At 64.7% G+C, this 15704-nt stretch carries 14 protein-coding genes; 4 read left to right on the top strand and 10 right to left on the bottom strand.

Annotated features, from left to right (window positions below; translation table 11 throughout):
• The first annotated feature begins 6 nt into the window (after positions 1-6).
• Positions 7-438 carry an Rrf2 family transcriptional regulator gene (locus tag ABVK50_RS06270; RefSeq protein ID WP_353642376.1) on the top strand — a complete coding sequence of 144 codons (432 nt, stop codon included), beginning with the start codon at positions 7-9 and terminating at the stop codon, positions 436-438.
• A 310-nt stretch (positions 439-748) separates the two neighbouring features.
• Here ABVK50_RS06270 and guaA read toward each other — a convergent pair whose 3' ends face one another.
• From guaA to katG, 5 genes are all read right to left on the bottom strand, one after another.
• Positions 749-2311, bottom strand: coding sequence for a glutamine-hydrolyzing GMP synthase (gene guaA / locus ABVK50_RS06265; RefSeq protein WP_353642377.1), 1563 nt, complete (start codon positions 2309-2311; stop codon positions 749-751).
• A 152-nt stretch (positions 2312-2463) separates the two neighbouring features.
• Positions 2464-3072, bottom strand: a complete 609-nt coding sequence (locus ABVK50_RS06260) for a 5'-methylthioadenosine/S-adenosylhomocysteine nucleosidase (protein ID WP_353646005.1) — start codon at positions 3070-3072, stop codon at positions 2464-2466.
• 43 nt (positions 3073-3115) lie between these two features.
• The gene (locus tag ABVK50_RS06255) at positions 3116-3574 is read right to left on the bottom strand and encodes a PaaI family thioesterase (RefSeq protein ID WP_353642378.1); all 459 of its coding nucleotides are present in this window, start codon (positions 3572-3574) and stop codon (positions 3116-3118) included.
• A 168-nt stretch (positions 3575-3742) separates the two neighbouring features.
• The gene (locus tag ABVK50_RS06250; RefSeq protein WP_353642379.1) at positions 3743-5032 is read right to left on the bottom strand and encodes an RsmB/NOP family class I SAM-dependent RNA methyltransferase; all 1290 of its coding nucleotides are present in this window, start codon (positions 5030-5032) and stop codon (positions 3743-3745) included.
• Between the two features lie 172 nt (positions 5033-5204).
• Positions 5205-7439, bottom strand: coding sequence for a catalase/peroxidase HPI (katG, locus tag ABVK50_RS06245; RefSeq protein WP_353642380.1), 2235 nt, complete (start codon positions 7437-7439; stop codon positions 5205-5207).
• Between the two features lie 139 nt (positions 7440-7578).
• Here katG and ABVK50_RS06240 point away from each other — a divergent pair, with 139 nt between their 5' ends.
• Positions 7579-8493 carry a hydrogen peroxide-inducible genes activator gene (locus ABVK50_RS06240; protein ID WP_353642381.1) on the top strand — a complete coding sequence of 305 codons (915 nt, stop codon included), beginning with the start codon at positions 7579-7581 and terminating at the stop codon, positions 8491-8493.
• A 3-nt stretch (positions 8494-8496) separates the two neighbouring features.
• Here the strand turns inward: ABVK50_RS06240 and hisG are convergent, their stop codons facing one another.
• The 4 genes from hisG to ABVK50_RS06220 form a co-directional block, all read right to left on the bottom strand.
• Positions 8497-9195, bottom strand: coding sequence for an ATP phosphoribosyltransferase (gene hisG / locus ABVK50_RS06235; protein WP_353642382.1), 699 nt, complete (start codon positions 9193-9195; stop codon positions 8497-8499).
• Positions 9192-10313, bottom strand: coding sequence for an ATP phosphoribosyltransferase regulatory subunit (locus ABVK50_RS06230; protein ID WP_353642383.1), 1122 nt, complete (start codon positions 10311-10313; stop codon positions 9192-9194). The genes hisG and ABVK50_RS06230 overlap by 4 nt, the downstream gene beginning before the upstream one ends.
• Before the next feature lie 147 nt (positions 10314-10460).
• Positions 10461-11987: a histidine--tRNA ligase gene (hisS, locus tag ABVK50_RS06225; protein ID WP_353642384.1), complete on the bottom strand. Its 1527-nt coding sequence runs from the start codon at positions 11985-11987 to the stop codon at positions 10461-10463.
• 795 nt (positions 11988-12782) lie between these two features.
• Positions 12783-13421 (bottom strand): DNA-3-methyladenine glycosylase I, encoded by a 639-nt coding sequence (locus ABVK50_RS06220; protein WP_353642385.1) that lies wholly within the window; start codon positions 13419-13421, stop codon positions 12783-12785.
• A 218-nt stretch (positions 13422-13639) separates the two neighbouring features.
• On the opposite strand from ABVK50_RS06220, the gene ABVK50_RS06215 reads away from it, so the two are divergent.
• Together ABVK50_RS06215 and ABVK50_RS06210 are read left to right on the top strand one after the other, a co-directional pair.
• Positions 13640-14395, top strand: coding sequence for a L,D-transpeptidase (locus tag ABVK50_RS06215; RefSeq protein ID WP_353642386.1), 756 nt, complete (start codon positions 13640-13642; stop codon positions 14393-14395).
• 197 nt (positions 14396-14592) lie between these two features.
• Positions 14593-15513 carry a bifunctional 5,10-methylenetetrahydrofolate dehydrogenase/5,10-methenyltetrahydrofolate cyclohydrolase gene (locus ABVK50_RS06210; RefSeq protein ID WP_353642387.1) on the top strand — a complete coding sequence of 307 codons (921 nt, stop codon included), beginning with the start codon at positions 14593-14595 and terminating at the stop codon, positions 15511-15513.
• Positions 15514-15534: 21 nt separating this feature from the next.
• On the opposite strand, the gene ABVK50_RS06205 is transcribed toward ABVK50_RS06210, so the two are convergent.
• Positions 15535-15702: a hypothetical protein gene (locus ABVK50_RS06205; protein WP_353642388.1), complete on the bottom strand. Its 168-nt coding sequence runs from the start codon at positions 15700-15702 to the stop codon at positions 15535-15537.
• Between the last annotated feature and the right edge of the window lie 2 nt (positions 15703-15704).

Below are 15704 nucleotides of genomic sequence, written 5' to 3'. Positions count from 1 at the left end.
TGGTGCGTGAGAATAGATAGCCGTCTGTCTCGGATGCTCCATGTCCTGCTGCACATGGCGTATCACGACCGTCCGCTGAGTTCGGAGCAGATCGCATCAATGTTGGAGACGAACCCAGTGGTGGTCCGCCGGACGATGGCCGGCCTGAGGAAGGCCGGTTATGTCCGCTCGGTCACAGGTCGGGGCGGCGGTTGGTCGATTTCGTGCGACTTGAAAACCACCACCTTGCTAGACGTTCATCGCGCTGTTGGCGGCTCCCATGTGTTTGCGATTGGCGTCGACAATCCCCATCCCAACTGCGCAGTCGAGCGTGGGGTGAACATGGCGCTGAAGGACGCGCTGCAGAAAGCTGAAGCACTTCTCATCGAGAGGCTGGGCCAGGTCACCCTTGCCGATATTGCGGTGAACTTCGCCAGTCTGTGTCGCGCCGGTGCGTAGGGTTGTACTCGCGCAGGATCAGCGTAGCGCCCTCCTAGACCAGGTCGGGGACACAATCGCATCCGCCAAGGCGCTCGGCGGCCTGCTACTTGGCTGAGCTTTCTGGTTGAGGCCCGTGCGTTTGGAGATATGCCGGCCCTCTCGCCCTTTGAACCGCTTTACATCATCCGGGCCTGGGCGCAGATCGAACCTGCGAGTTCAGAGAGAAAGAACGCCCAGTGCAGCGGAGGTGAGAAACGAAACAGAACGGCAACTGCGCGGCAGCGAAAATCGCTGCCCGAAAACTACGCCATAGCCGCCGTTTGCCCCCTCATTCCCACTCGATCGTCCCTGGAGGCTTGCTTGTCACGTCATAGACGACGCGGTTGATGCCGCGCACCTCGTTGATGATGCGGGTGGCGGCGGCGCCGAGGAAGCTCATGTCGTAGTGGTAAAAATCCGCGGTCATTCCGTCGACCGATGTCACCGCCCGCAGCGCGCAGACGAATTCGTACGTGCGTCCATCACCCATGACGCCGACCGTCTGAACCGGCAGCAGCACCGCGAAGGCCTGCCATATGGCGTCGTAGAGACCTGCCTTGCGGATTTCGTCGAGATAGATCGCATCAGCCTCTCGCAGGATCTCGAGCTTTTCGCGCGTGATGCCGCCCGGACAGCGGATAGCGAGGCCGGGACCGGGGAACGGGTGGCGGCCGATGAAATGCTCAGGCAGGCCGAGCTCCTTGCCGAGCACCCTCACCTCGTCCTTGAACAGTTCGCGCAGCGGCTCGACCAGCTTCATGTTCATGCGCTCGGGCAGGCCGCCAACATTGTGGTGCGACTTGATCGTCACCGACGGGCCGCCGGTGAATGAAACGCTCTCGATGACGTCCGGATAGAGCGTACCCTGCGCCAGGAACTCCGCCCCGCCGAGCTTCTTGGCCTCCTCCTCGAACACCTCGATGAAAAGCCGACCGATTGTCTTGCGCTTTGTTTCCGGGTCCGCCTCCCCTTCCAGCGCGCCGACGAAGCGGTCAGCCGCGTCGACCAGGATCAGCGGCAGATTGTAATGGTCGCGGAACATCGAAACGACGTCCGCTGCCTCGTTCTTGCGCATCAGGCCGTGGTCGACGAGGATGCAAGTCAGCTGGTCGCCGACGGCTTCGTGGATCAAGAGCGCGGCCACCGAGGAATCGACGCCGCCCGACAGCGCACAGATCACCTTGCCCTTGCCGACCTGGTTGCGGATCGTCTCGATCGCCTTTTCCCTATAAGCGGCCATCGACCAATCGCCTTCGATGCCGGCGATCTTGTGGACGAAATTCTGCAGGAGTTTTGCCCCGTCGGGGGTGTGCACCACTTCGGGATGGAACTGGACGGCAAAGAATTTGCGCTCCTCGTCCGCAATCGCCGCAAAGGGAGCGCCTGTCGAAGTGCCGATGACGCGGAAGCCCGGCGGTAGCGCCGTCACCCGGTCGCCATGGCTCATCCAAACTTGATGCCGCGTGCCTTTGGCCCAGACGCCGTCGAAGAGTGCGCTGTCTTCCGCGACCTCCAGGAAGGCGCGACCGAACTCGCGGTGATGCCCGGCCTCGACCTTGCCGCCGAGCTGCGCACACATGGTCTGCTCGCCGTAGCAGATGCCGAGCACCGGGATGCCGGAGTTGAAGACCGCGTCAGGCGCCCGCGGACTTCCAATGTCGACGGTCGAAGCCGGGCTGCCGGATAGGATCACGGCTTTCGGCCGGATATGCCGGAACGCCTCATCGGCCAGTTGGAAGGGCACGATCTCGGAAAAGACCCCGGCCTCCCGCACGCGACGCGCTATGAGCTGCGTCACCTGGCTGCCGAAATCGATGATGAGGACGGTGTCGGGGTGATTGGAGGTTTTCATGGCGGGCATTTAAAGAAAAGACTGAGTCGGCGCAATGGGTTGGCGCGCCGTTCGCAGAATCCGATTCACCGGGCTCACGCGCCGATTCAAATCCTTCATCCGACAAATGAGCCGAAGGCAGCCCGTTCCATCCGTTGAATCGAAGCGCGGCTCTAAAGCGTTGTTTTGCCTTCGATCCGCAGCGCGCCGTTCTCGATTGCGGTCTCCAGCCTTTCGACCGCCGCAGCCAGCTTTTCGTCGATGACGTGCAGATATTCGGTCCAGTCCGAGACGTGTTTCAATTCGGCCGCGCCGTCGGAAATGCCGCGCAGGCCGATCAGCTCGATGCCAAAGCGCTGGCAGGCGCGCAGCACCGCGAAGGTTTCCATGTCGACCATGTCCTCGGCGATGGCGTCATAGGCCGAGCCTGAGACGATCGCCGCTCCGGTCGACAGGGTCGCTTCCCGGATGCCGGGTACGCGCAGCGGCAGGGAAACGGTGGCCGGCAGGTCGAGAAAGGGCGTTGCGCCCTTCTCGAAGCCGAGGGCCGAAGCATCCATGTCTCGGTAGGACACCGAGACGGCTTGGTAGATCTCGGTCTGTTCGAGCGTGCGGCTGCCGGCCGAGCCGAGCGAAACGACAAGGTCGGGAAGTTCGCTCTGGGCGTGCAGCCGCGCCAGCTCCGCACCCATGGCGACGCCGGATTCGACCGGGCCGACGCCGATCATGAGAGGCGCAATGAGGCGCCGGAGATGCGGGCCGTATTCGGCATCGACGGCCATGACGAAGAGTACGGATCTGCCGGCGACGCTCTCAGCCACGGGCTCAGCCTTCCATCCCGTCGCGGCCAAGCACGGTCATCATCGTGCCGGTCATGGTGGCGATAAGCTTGGCTTCGCCGTCCGCCGCGAAGGCGTATGCCTGGCCGTCGGCGACAACGATTGTGCGGCCGGGCTTTGTGACCGAACCGCGAAACAGAAAACGTTCGCCCTTGCCCGGCGCGAGAAGGTTGACCTTGAATTCGATGGTAAGGACCGCTGCGTTTTCGGGCATCATCGAAAATGCCGCATAGCCGCAGGCCGAATCGAGCGCGGTGGAGATAATGCCCGCATGAAGAAAACCGTGCTGCTGCGTCAGCGCCCCGGAATAGGCCATCTCGATCTCGACGGTGCCGGGCGTCACCACCGTCAGCTCGGCGCCGATCGTCGTCATGACGCTCTGGCGCGCGAAGGATTTCCTCACGCGCTCCTCATAGTCGGGAGCCGACACGATCGTCGCATCCATTTGCCATGCCCTCGTTGTTCAGTCCGACTTTATCGCAAAGGCGGGGGAATGTTGCAATGCAACAATCGAACCTGTCCCACTTCGATGGATCGGAATGGAGCAGGTTCCAGGGTGTCGATGCCCGCATGATCTGATCCGAAAAATCTGCAAACTTTTCGGGATTATGCGTTAGCCGGCTCGACGAAGCGCGGCGAAGTAGAAGCCATCCGTGCCGCTCCGCGCGGGCGTCAGCACGATGCCGCCGTCAGGTGCGATGCGGGCGGCGTCCGCGTGGCCCGGGAAGTGGCTTTCCCACAGCGCCTGATGATCGACGGCGGAAAAAACAGGATTATCCGCGGCGAAGCGGCCGACCTGGTCGCGGTTTTCCTCGTCGAAGACGGAGCAGGTGATGTAGGCCAGCAGTCCGCCCGGTTTCACATGGACCTTGGCGGCGTCGAGGATCGCCGCCTGCTCCGCCTTGCGGACGTCGAGTTGTCGCTGCGTCAGACGCCATTTCGCGTCGGGCCGCCGCCGCCATGTGCCGCTGCCGGTGCACGGCGCGTCGATCAGTACGATGTCCATATGACCCTGCAAGGTGGCAAGCTCTGCCGGCTTCGTGACGATCTGGATGTTGCGGTTGTCCGACCGCCTGATGCGGTCGAAGATCGGCGCAAGCCGGATCTTCTCGGCGTCGTGGGCAAAAATCTGACCACGATTTTCCATGATGGCGGACAAAGCCAGCGTCTTGCCGCCGGCGCCGGCACAGAAATCCAGCACCTGCATTCCAGGCTTGGCGCCGGCAAGCTCGGCCGCGATCTGCGAGCCCTCGTCCTGCACCTCGAACCAGCCCTTCTGAAAAGCCGGTTCGGCCTGCACATTGGGGTGGCGGCCGCTGCCGTCGATCGGCGGGATCCGAATGCCCTGCGAGGCGATGTTCGTCGGGGCGGCGCCCATGCCGGACAGTTCGCCGAGAATGCGGTCGCGATTGGCGTTGATCGTGTTGACCCTGAGGTCAAGCGGCGGCCGCGCGGCCAGCGCCTTGCCCTCTTCGACCCAATCCGCGCCGAAGGCCTGCTCCAGAAGCGGCGCGCACCAGTCGGGGCAGTCCGCGCGGACAGCCTCGGGCGCCTCATCGAGGGAGCGCGAGGCGATAGCGTTCAGTTCGTCAGGGTTCAATGGCGGCGGGGCGAAGCGGTCGCCCTCGAGCGCCTGATTCAGCGATTGCGCGGTTTCGCGCCATTCCAGAAGCAGCGCGCCGAAGCCGATGGCGCGCGGCGTGTCGTCGCCCAGAATCCAGCCCGCCGAACGTTTGCGGCGCAGCGCGTCGTAGACGATGTTGCCGATCGCGGCCCTGTCGCCCGCCCCTGCGAAGCGGTGCGAGAGGCCCCAGTCCTTCAGAGCATCGGCTGCCGGCCGGCGCCTTTTCTCGATATCATCGAGCACTTCGATGGCTGCCGCCAACCTTCCACCAAGTCGCATGGTATTCCCTATTTCGGTGAACCCGTGAGAACGCCTGCCTACCTGTCGGGCGCGCGCCGCACAAGCCGCCGCCAGTCCACTGCGCAAAAGATTTAGTTGGCCCGTCCGCAAAAGAAAAACAGGCGCGGATCGCTCCGCGCCTGTCCGCTTGTCAGCGTCTTGACGTGGCGGATTATTCCGCCGCTTCCCGCAGCGGCGTCACCGAGGCCACCGGGCGGTCTTCGAGGTCGAAGCGGTCGGCGTTCATCACCTTGTTCCACGCCCTCACGAAGTCCTTCACGAACTTCTCCTTGGAGTCCGCCGTGGCATAGACTTCGGCGTAAGCGCGCAACTGCGAGTGCGAACCGAAAATCAGGTCGACGCGGGTGCCGGTCCACTTGAACTCGTTCGTCTTACGGTCGCGTCCCTCATAAACGCCGTCCGAGCCGGCCAGCGGCTGCCACTGCGTACCCATGTCGAGCAGGTTGACGAAGAAATCGTTCGTCAAAGTACCGGGCTTTTTGGTGAACACGCCGTGCCTGGAGTCCGCTGTATTGGCGCCGAGCACACGCAGACCGCCGAGCAGCGCCGTCATCTCGGGCCCCGTCAGCGTCAGCAATTGCGCCCGATCCACCAGGGCTTCCTCGGGTTGCATGAACTTAGGCTTGCTGCTGTTCGTATAGTTGCGGAAACCGTCATAACGCGGCTCCAGCGGCGCAAAGGATTGAACGTCCGTCTGTTCTTGGGAAGCGTCCGTGCGGCCCGGTGCGAAGGGAACCGCCACGTCGACGCCAGCGTCCTTCGCGGCCTTCTCGACCGCAGCCGAGCCGGCGAGAACGATAAGGTCGGCAAGCGAAACCCTCTTGCCGCCGGACTGCGAACCATTGAACTCCTGCTGGATCGCTTCGAGCTTCTGCAGCACCGTCGCCAGTTGGGCCGGCTGGTTGACCTCCCAGTCCTTCTGCGGCGCGAGGCGGATGCGCGCGCCGTTTGCTCCGCCGCGCTTGTCGGAGCGGCGGAAGGTCGAGGCCGACGCCCAGGCGGTCGAGACCAGTTGCGGCACCGACAGTCCGGAGGCGAGGGTCTTCGCCTTCAGCGCGGCAATGTCCTGCTCGTCGATCAGCGGGTGGTCCACGGCCGGAACGGGGTCCTGCCAGATCAGCGTCTCCTGCGGAACGAGCGGCCCGAGATAGCGGACGCGCGGACCCATATCGCGATGCGTCAGCTTGAACCAGGCGCGGGCAAAAGCGTCCGCGAACTCGGCCGGGTTTTCGTAGAAGCGCCGCGAGATTTTTTCGTATTCCGGGTCGAAGCGCAGCGAAAGGTCCGTGGTCAGCATGGTCGGAACGTGCTTCTTCGACGGATCGAAGGCGTCCGGAATGGTTTGCTCGCTGCTCTTCGCCTTCCACTGCTTCGCCCCGGCAGGGCTCGTCGTCAGCTCCCATTCGTTTTCGAACAGGTTCTTGAAGAAGAGGTTGCTCCACTTCGTCGGCGTCTGCGTCCAGGTGACTTCCGGGCCGCCGGTGATGGCGTCGGCGCCGACGCCCGTGCCGTGCTTGCTCTTCCAGCCGAGGCCCTGATCCTCAAGGGCGCCGCTTTCCGGCTCCGGTCCGACCAGCGACGGATCGCCCGCGCCGTGGGTCTTGCCGAAGCTGTGGCCGCCGGCAATCAGCGCGACGGTTTCTTCGTCGTTCATCGCCATGCGGAAGAAAGTCTCACGGATGTCCCTGGCCGCCGCGATCGGATCCGGATTGCCGTTCGGCCCTTCCGGATTGACGTAGATCAGGCCCATCTGGACTGCGCCGAGCGGCTCCGATAGCTGGCGTTCGCCGCTGTAGCGTTCGTCGCCCAGCCAAGTCCCCTCGGGACCCCAATAGAGTTCTTCGGGCTCCCACACGTCGGCACGACCACCGGCGAAACCGAAGGTCTTGAAGCCCATCGACTCCAGCGCAACGTTGCCGGCGAGGACCATCAGGTCGGCCCAGGAGATCCTGCGGCCGTATTTCTGCTTGATCGGCCAGAGCAGCCGGCGCGCCTTGTCGAGATTCGCGTTGTCCGGCCAGGAGTTGAGCGGCGCAAAGCGCTGCTGACCCGCGCCGGCGCCGCCGCGACCGTCGGTGATGCGGTAGGTGCCCGCGCTATGCCATGCCATGCGGATCATCAGACCGCCATAGTGGCCGAAGTCGGCCGGCCACCACTCCTGCGAATCCGTCATCAACGCATGCAGGTCCTTGATCACCGCATCGAGGTCGAGGTTCTTGAACTCCTCGGCGTAATCGAAATCCTTGCCCATCGGATCCGACAGGTCGGAGTTCCGATGGAGCATCTCGATGCTCAGCGCATCCGGCCACCACTCGCGGTTGGAGCGTCCGCGGCTACCGCCTGTGAACGGGCATTTGCCGGCATTCTCGTCAGTTTTTGCGTCCATTTTCTTCTCCGATCGTGTTCTGTGATTGTTTGTCCGACGGCCGGAACGGGGGGCAGGCCAGTCTGGAATGATTCCAGCGTAGAGCGGCTGGGTGATAAAAACAAATTGCCTTTTCTATTGGGCTCGATAGTTTTTCCTTATGATAAAGCTAACCATACGGCAGATGCAGTATTTCGAGGCGTTGGCCCAGACCCTGCATTTCGGCCGCGCCGCCGAACTCGCCGGCGTCTCCCAGCCGGCCTTGTCTGCGCAGCTCTCGGAAATGGAGGCGCGGCTCGGCTGCCGGCTGTTCGAGCGGGGCGGAAAAGCCGTGCGGATGACGCAGGAAGCGGAAACGCTGCTGCCGCGCATCGAGGCTGTCCTGGCCGAGATACGCGGCATCGAAAGCCTTGCCAGGCGCAGCCGATCCGCGATGGAGGGGCGGTTCCGGCTGGGCATCATCCCCACCATCGCGCCCTATCTCCTGCCGCATGTGCTGCCCGAAGTGAGATCGCGCTATCCCGGGCTGGTGCTTGAACTGCGCGAGGCGGTGACGGCATCCCTGGCCGAGGAAACCGCGGCCGGCCGCCTCGACGGGTTCATCGCCGCCATGCCGCTCGATTTTCCGGGATTGGTCACGGAGGCGCTGTTCGAGGACCGCTTCTTCCTGGCGGTGCCTGCGAACGATCCGGAATTCGCCTCGCCCCCGGTGCCGCCTGAAAGCCCGGCGCTGGAAAGGCTGATGCTGCTCGAGGAAGGCCATTGCCTGCGCGAGCAGGCGCTGTCGGTATGCGGCAGCGTCAAACCCGTGGCGATGGCGAGCTACGGCGCCACCAGCCTGACGACGCTGCTCCAGATGGTCGCGCACGGGCTCGGTGTCACGCTCATACCCGAAATGGCGATGGGGCCGGCAAGCGATATGCGCGATTTGAAGATCGTACCGTTCATGGAGCCGATGCCGTCGCGGACCGTGTGCCTGGCATGGCGGCGCAACAGCCGCAGGCATGACGAATGCGTCGAACTCGCCGGGATCATGCGCGGCCTGCGCGGCGCGCTTTTGCCCCAGGCGGCGTGAGTTTTACGCCAGCTTCGCGAGCGCGGCCGAAATCGAGCGGACGGCCTTTTCGTCGGCAGCGCTGCGCTCCTTTCGCGAGGCCGCCAGGCAGGCCTGCGAGCGCAGGATGACGCCGTCTTGCAGCACCTTCAGATGGTTGGCGCGCAGCGTCGAGCCGGTCGTGGTTATGTCGACAACAACATCCGCCGACCCTGCCGCCGGCGCCCCTTCCGTTGCGCCAAGGCTTTCGACGATGCGGTAAACCTGGATGCCGTGTTTCTGCGAAAAGAAGTTCTGGGTCAGCCGCCAGTATTTGGTGGCGATGCGAAGCCTCCGGCCGTGGCGCTGGCGGAAGTCGGCGGCGACATCGTCGAGGTCGGCCATTGTGTCGACATCGAGCCAGATTTCCGGCACCGCGACGACGACATCGGCATTGCCGAAGCCGAGCCTGGCCACGATTTCGGCGCGCGATTCCCAGTCGGCGAGATTCTCGCGCAGCAGATCCTCGCCGGTGATGCCGAGATCGACGGTCCCCTGCCCGATCTCGCCGGCGATCTCCGATGCCGACAGGAACGCAACTTCGATGTCGTCGCGGCCTTGGACGCGGGCGCGGTATTTGCGGTCGTCGCCGGGGATGCTGACGGCGAGGCCGGCCTTCGCCAGCACTTCCAGCGCCTGCTCCCTGAGCCTGCCTTTTGAGGGGATTGCGAGGGTGATGGTCATTTGCCGCCCTCGCGCAGCGCCTCGATGCGGTCGAGCCAGACCGAAAAGCCGACACCGGGTATAGGCTTTTGCGCGCCGAGCAGCGTCAGCAGCCGGTCGTAGCGGCCGCCGCCGACCAGCGGCCGGTCGGAGTCCGGCACGGCGATCTCGAACACCAGGCCGGTGTAATAATCGAGCGGGCGACCGAATGCGGCGTCGTAGTGGATAGCTTCAACTGGCAGACCGTAGGCGGAAATCGCGGCGGCGCGGGCGGCGAAATTCTTCAGCGCCGTCCCCAGCGATAGCCCCGACCCGGCGGCGAATTTTTCGAGCGCGCCGGCCGCGTCGGCGAGCGGGACATGAATGGCCAGAAAGGCCTTCAGCGCGTCAAAAGCCTCGGCCGAGAGACGCACGCTCCTGAGTTCGGCCCGCTCGATCAGCCGGCGGGCGATCTCGTCCGGAGTGCGCCCGGCGGACGGCGACAGGCCGGCTTCTTCCATGCCCGCGGCGATGTGGGTGGCGAGCGCTTCGGCATCGCCGCCGGCCACCAGAGAGGCGACCGGCTCGGCCAGTGAGTTGCTTCGCGGCGGTGTGGCGAGGTCGGCAAGGGCGGCCGCCAGCATGTCTGCCGAACCGAAGGCGCGGGCGAGCCGCATGCGCCAGCCGCGCGGCAGCCCAAGTGCGGCCAGCACGGCCTCGAAGATGGTCTGGTCGCCGAGCGTGATTTTCAGGTCGCGGCCCGGCAGGGCGAGCGCAAGCAGCGCATGCGCGTCGGCGACCGAGCGCGCATCGGCTTCGGCCGTGTTCTTCTCGCCGAGGTCTTCGATGCCGGCCTGAAAAAATTCACTGCCGCCTTCACGGCGCTGCCGGAACACCTCGCCGAGATAGGCGTAGCGGCGCGGCGTGCCGGCCTGCGAGCTTATGTGGTCGAGGCAGACGGGAATCGTGAATTCCGGGCGCAGGCACAGCGTCTGCCCGGTCTCGCTTTCGGTGAGAAAAATGCGGCGGCGCAAATCCTCGCCGGCCATGTCGAGAAACGGGTCGGCCGGCTGCAGCACCGCAACTTCCACGGGGTCCGCGCCGCGCTCGGCGAAGAGCGCCAGGATTTTCGGGGCGATGGCCGGGTAGCGGGAGGTCACTTCTTACCCTCCCCCTTGTGGGGAGGGTCGGTGCGGCACGCGCCGGGGTGGGAGTGATTGAGAATGGAGCTCAACCGCATCCACCCCCACCCCGCTCCGCTGCGCGGATCGACCCTCCCCACAAGGGGGAGGGTAAGGCGCCGGCGCCTACTTGCCACCGCTACGTTCCCTCGCCTGCGCGTCCAGAATCTTCCGCACCTCGGCGACCAGATCCGCCTCCGGCACGGTGATCTGGCCCGGCCGCGCCTCCTTGTATTCGGCATGGTCGGCGATGGCCTTCGCCTGGCGCGCGCCTTCGATCAGATCCTTGATCTGCACCTCGCCTTTCGCGCGCTCGTCGCCGCCCTGGATGATCACGCAAGGGGAGCCGCGCCGGTCGGCATATTTCAGCTGCGCCTTCATGCCGGCGCCGCCGAGATACATTTCGGCTCGGATGCCGGCTTGGCGAAGCTGCGACACCATCTTCTGGTAACGGCCGAGGCTATCCGTATCCCTGTCCATGACCAGCACGACGACCGGGGCGACGACGTCGGACGTGTCGAGCTTGCCGAGGTTCTTCAGCGCCGTCATCAGGCGCGAGACGCCGATGGAAAAGCCGGTCGCCGGCACCGGCTCGCCGCGGAAGCGCGACACCAGCCCGTCATAGCGCCCGCCGCCGCCAACCGAGCCGAAGCGGACGATTACTCCCTCTTCATTGGGGATTTCGGCCAGCAGTTCGGCTTCGTAGACGGGACCGGTGTAGTATTCGAGGCCACGCACGACGGAGGGGTCGATGCGGATACGGTCGGGACCGTAACCGGCGGCCGTCACTAGAGCGTGGATTTCATCTAGTTCCCTGAAACCCAATTCAGCAGCATTAGACTGAAGAGTTTGGTTCCAACGAGCAACGTCTTGGCTTGGCCCGGCATCAAGATAGGGCTGCTTTAGAATTACGGCCAGCAGGTACGAAGATTGAAGATCACTCAGCGCGGCGCCCTTCGTAAAATCGCCATCGCCTTCCCTGCCGCCGTCCCAGCGGCCTGGACCGAGCAGCAGGCGCACGCCCTCTGGGCCGAACTTGTCCAGCTTATCGATCGCCCTGAGTACAGTCAGCCGGCGTCCGGCATTCTCGTCGCCGCCGAGGCCGATCGCCTCCAGCACGCCGTCGAGCACCTTGCGGTTGTTGACGCGGATCACATAGTCGCCGCGCTTGATGCCCAGCGCCTCCATGACATCGGCCATCATCATCGCCATTTCGGCGTCTGCGGCCACGCCCGGCGTGCCGACCGTGTCGGCATCGAACTGCATGAACTGGCGGAAGCGGCCCGGTCCTGGCTTCTCGTTGCGGAACACCCAGCCGGCGCGGTAGCTGCGGTATGGCTTCGGCAGGCGCTCGAAATTCTCGGCGACATAACGGGCGAGCGGCGCGGTCAGGTCGTAGCGAAGCGACAGCCACTGCTCGTCGTCGTCCTGGAAGGAAAACACGCCCTCATTGGGCCGGTCCTGGTCGGGCAGGAATTTGCCGAGCGCGTCGGTGTATTCGATCAGCGGCTGGTCGACGGGTTCGAAACCGTAGAGTTCGAAGACCTCCTTGATCTTCGCCATCATCTTCTCGGCGGCGCGGATGTCTTCCGGCGAGCGGTCGACAAAGCCGCGCGGCTGGCGCGCCTTGGTTCGTGATGATGTGTCGGCCATATGATCTGTCGCTTTTGAGGATGAATATCGTGCATCAAAATGCAGCGCCGGTGTCCTAACCGATGGCGCATGGAGCGGCAAGGGTTTGGCGATTGGCGTTCCTCGCCCCTGCCCTTGCGGGGGGAGAGGTGTCGAGGCGAAGCCGAGACGGAGAGGAGTTACGCGACCGATCTTCCTTTGCCCATATGGGAAGCGTCGAGAGGGTTCGGGAATTGCCTGGGCCTTTCGACCAAGCCCCCTCTCCGTCTCGGGCTTCGCCCGAGCCACCTCTCCCCGCTTCGAAGGGGCGAGGAACCCAGCTTCTGCACCGCTCACACCTCCCCGTCGCCACGCTGCGTTTCCGCCCTGGCCTTTCAAAGAACGCTCCCTGCCACGGAGGGAGAAGTCGGGAAGCGGGGCGCGAGGCCAACGCCTTCCTAAATTTTATACGTGGCGCGAACCTCGCGCCCCGCCGGCGTTCTTGCCCTGGGAAGGAGGGTGCATTGGCGCACGCTGTCCTTCCCTTCGGGCCCGGACCTGGGGGCTCATCACCCAGCCACGTCACCGATTCACGCGGCCGGCCCGGACGCCGCCTCCCGCCTCGCTCATCCGGTTCATGACCCGAGTTCCCGCGCGGGAGGTGAGCACAGGATAAGAGCGCTGCGAGGGGGTGTGGATGAGGCTTAAGAAAATAATCCTGACAGATGCTGACAGAAAGTTGATATCAAGCGACTGTTGGAGCGAGGCTCACCCCTCCACCACGCTTCGCGTGGTCCCCTCCCCTTAAACGGGGGAGGATCAGCGGCGACACTCCCCTCACCCCGGCCTTACGAACGCCGCCCGCTGCTTTTCCACCTCGGCACGGCAGGCGCAGCCTTCGATATGATCGTTGACCAGGCCCATCGCCTGCATGAAGGCGTAGACGGTCGTGGGGCCGACGAAGCTCCAGCCGCGCTTCTTCAATTCCTTGGAAATGCGGACCGAGGCCGGCGTCGTCGGATTTGCGACGAGCGTGCTGTAGTTCACGATGGCGGGCCGCTCATCCGCGCCAGGCTCGCGGCGCCAGAACCAGGCGGCCAGCGAGCCCGCCTCTTCCGCCAGTTCGCGGGCGCGCTTCGCGTTGTTGATGGTGGAGACGATCTTGCCGCGGTGGCGCACGATGCCGGCATTGCCAAGCAGCCGTTCGATATCGGCCTCGTCGAATTCCGCGACCCGCTCATAGTCGAAGCCGGCGAAAGCCTCGCGGAAACTTTCGCGCTTGCGCAATATGGTGAGCCAGGACAGGCCGGACTGGAAACCCTCCAGGCAGATCTTTTCGAACAGCCTCTTGTCGTCGGCGACCGGCCGGCCCCATTCGTGGTCGTGATAGTGGAGATAGTCGGGCAGCACGCCCGGCCAGAAGCAGCGCGTGACCCCGTCCGCGCCCACCCTCAAACCTGTCTTCACCTCATCCATAACATCAAACCCGATCCTTAACGGCGCAAACGGCCTGCTTTACCCGGCCTTTACCAGATTCCTGAACCGGGCGGTAACCACACCAAAAGGTTTACTGACAAAGCGGCATTTTAAGCATTCCGATTCACGCATTCCTTGCCGGAACCGGTCAACGATCAGATTGAAGCGGGGGAGTTTTCCCGCAAAAATCGTGACCATCTGTCGAGGGTAGAGTGTTCATGAAAAGCCTAGCGTTCCTGATATCGGCCGCCGTGCTGGGGTTTGCGGCGCCCGCCGCCGCCAACGACCGCTATATCGAGCGGCCGCCGGTGGTGGTCAGTCCCGATCTTTCCGCGCCCTGGGTGATGCAGCTCGGTCGCAAGCCAGGCAAGGTGGTGCAGCGGCAGCTGCGGCGGCAGAATTCGTTTGGCGTCGAGGTGCAGCCGGCGCCGCGCTATCGCGAGATCGGGCCGGACCGCATACGCACCGCGGCGGTGCCTGCGCCGGCCAAGCCCAAGGCCCAGCCCCGCCGCGAGATGAACCCGATCTACCTGCCGCAGACCGTAGCCTATGACGGCCCGCATGCGCCCGGCACCATCATCATCGACACGCGGGAGAATTTTCTCTTCCTGGTGCTGGAGGGCGGCGAGGCGCGGCGCTACGGCGTCGGCACCGGCAAGCCGGGCTTCGAATGGGCCGGCACGCACAAGGTCACCCAGAAGCGCGAATGGCCGGACTGGCGTCCGCCCGCCGAGATGATCGCGCGCGAGCGCGCCAAGGGACGGCACCTGCCCGTGCACATGGCCGGCGGCCCGGAAAACCCGCTCGGCGCGCGGGCGCTCTATCTCGGCTCGACGCTTTACCGCATCCACGGCACCAACCAGCCCTGGACGATCGGCGGCGCGGTATCGTCCGGCTGCATCCGCATGCGCAACGAGGATGTCATCGACCTCTACGAGCGGGTCCATGTCGGGACGAAGGTCGTGGTGATGTAATTTCGAACGGGGGACGGACCGATGCCGCAGGGGGCGGCAGGTCCGGGAGCGGCCCGGCGCGAATGCCGCGGCCGCTTTTTCTTTTGAGGAGTCTTGCCCGACGTCGCGGGAGGGGCAGCACGGTTCGTATCCATGCTGCCCTTTCGCATTCTCGCCTGCTATCCCGTGGCAAAATTATCGCCGCACAAGGATCTCCGATGCCGCTTGAAGACACGCGCTACCTGAAGGGCGGGCCGGTCGCCGCCCGCATCATCGCCGAAGTCCGCGCCGCCGCCGACACCGCCACGGCCGAAGGTTTCCGGCCGAAGCTGGTGTCGATCACCGTCGGCGACATCGAGGCGGTGGACGTCTATGTCCGCAACCAGCGCGCCAAGGCGGAACTGGCCGGCATCGACTTCGAGGAGCGGCGCTTTCCGGCCGAGCTCACGGCGGGCGAACTGGAGGCCGCGATCCACGGCATGAACGCCGACCCGCGCGTCACCGGCATCATCATCCAGCGGCCGGTACCGCCGCATATCCCCATCAAGGCGATCCAGGCGGCAGTCCACCCGCTGAAGGACGTCGAAGGCATGCACCCGGCATCGATCGGCAACATCGTCTACAACGAGCTCGACCTGGCGCCCTGTACGGCGGCCGCCTCGGTGGAACTGCTCAAGGCGACCGGGCTCGACCTGAAGGGGCTGGAAGTGGTGGTGGTCGGGCATTCGGAGATCGTCGGCAAGCCGATCGCCTTCCTGCTGATGAGCGAGGGCGCGACGGTGACTGTCTGCCATCACATGACGCGCTCGGTGGCGGCGCATGCGAGGCGCGCCGACGCGCTGTTCGTGGCTGTCGGCAAGCCGCGGCTGATCAAGGCCGACATGGTCAAGCCGGGCGCGGCCGTCATCGACATCGGCATCAATGCCGAGACGCTGCCCGACGGCTCAACGCGCATCGTCGGCGACGTCGACACCGACAGCGTGAAGGAGGTCGCATCCTGGATCACGCCGGTTCCGGGCGGCGTCGGGCCGGTAACGGTGGCGATCCTGCTCCGGAACACGATGGTGGCGCTGAACCGGCAGCGGGCGCTGTATCAGGAGACTTACGGGACGGGGGAGCGGCGGGTCGCGGCGGAGTAGGTGAAGCCTGGACTTAATCAGCTAGTCGCCGCCACCATCGCCACCTCCGTCGAAGTCGAGCCCTTGGTTTCCGGTCAGGTCGCCTGCGGCACTTATTCCTGGCTTGCGGTTCGACGATCTTGCTTTGACGCCAAGGTAAATCCCGATTGCAATGCCCACTGGAACAAGCACGTACAAAAATAGGTCCATCC

The sequence above is a fragment of the Mesorhizobium sp. WSM2240 genome, from assembly GCF_040438645.1.
In the GTDB taxonomy this organism is placed as follows: domain Bacteria; phylum Pseudomonadota; class Alphaproteobacteria; order Rhizobiales; family Rhizobiaceae; genus Allomesorhizobium.
The sequence above is the reverse complement of the archived record's forward strand: the minus strand, read 5'-3'. Positions and strand labels throughout refer to the sequence as shown.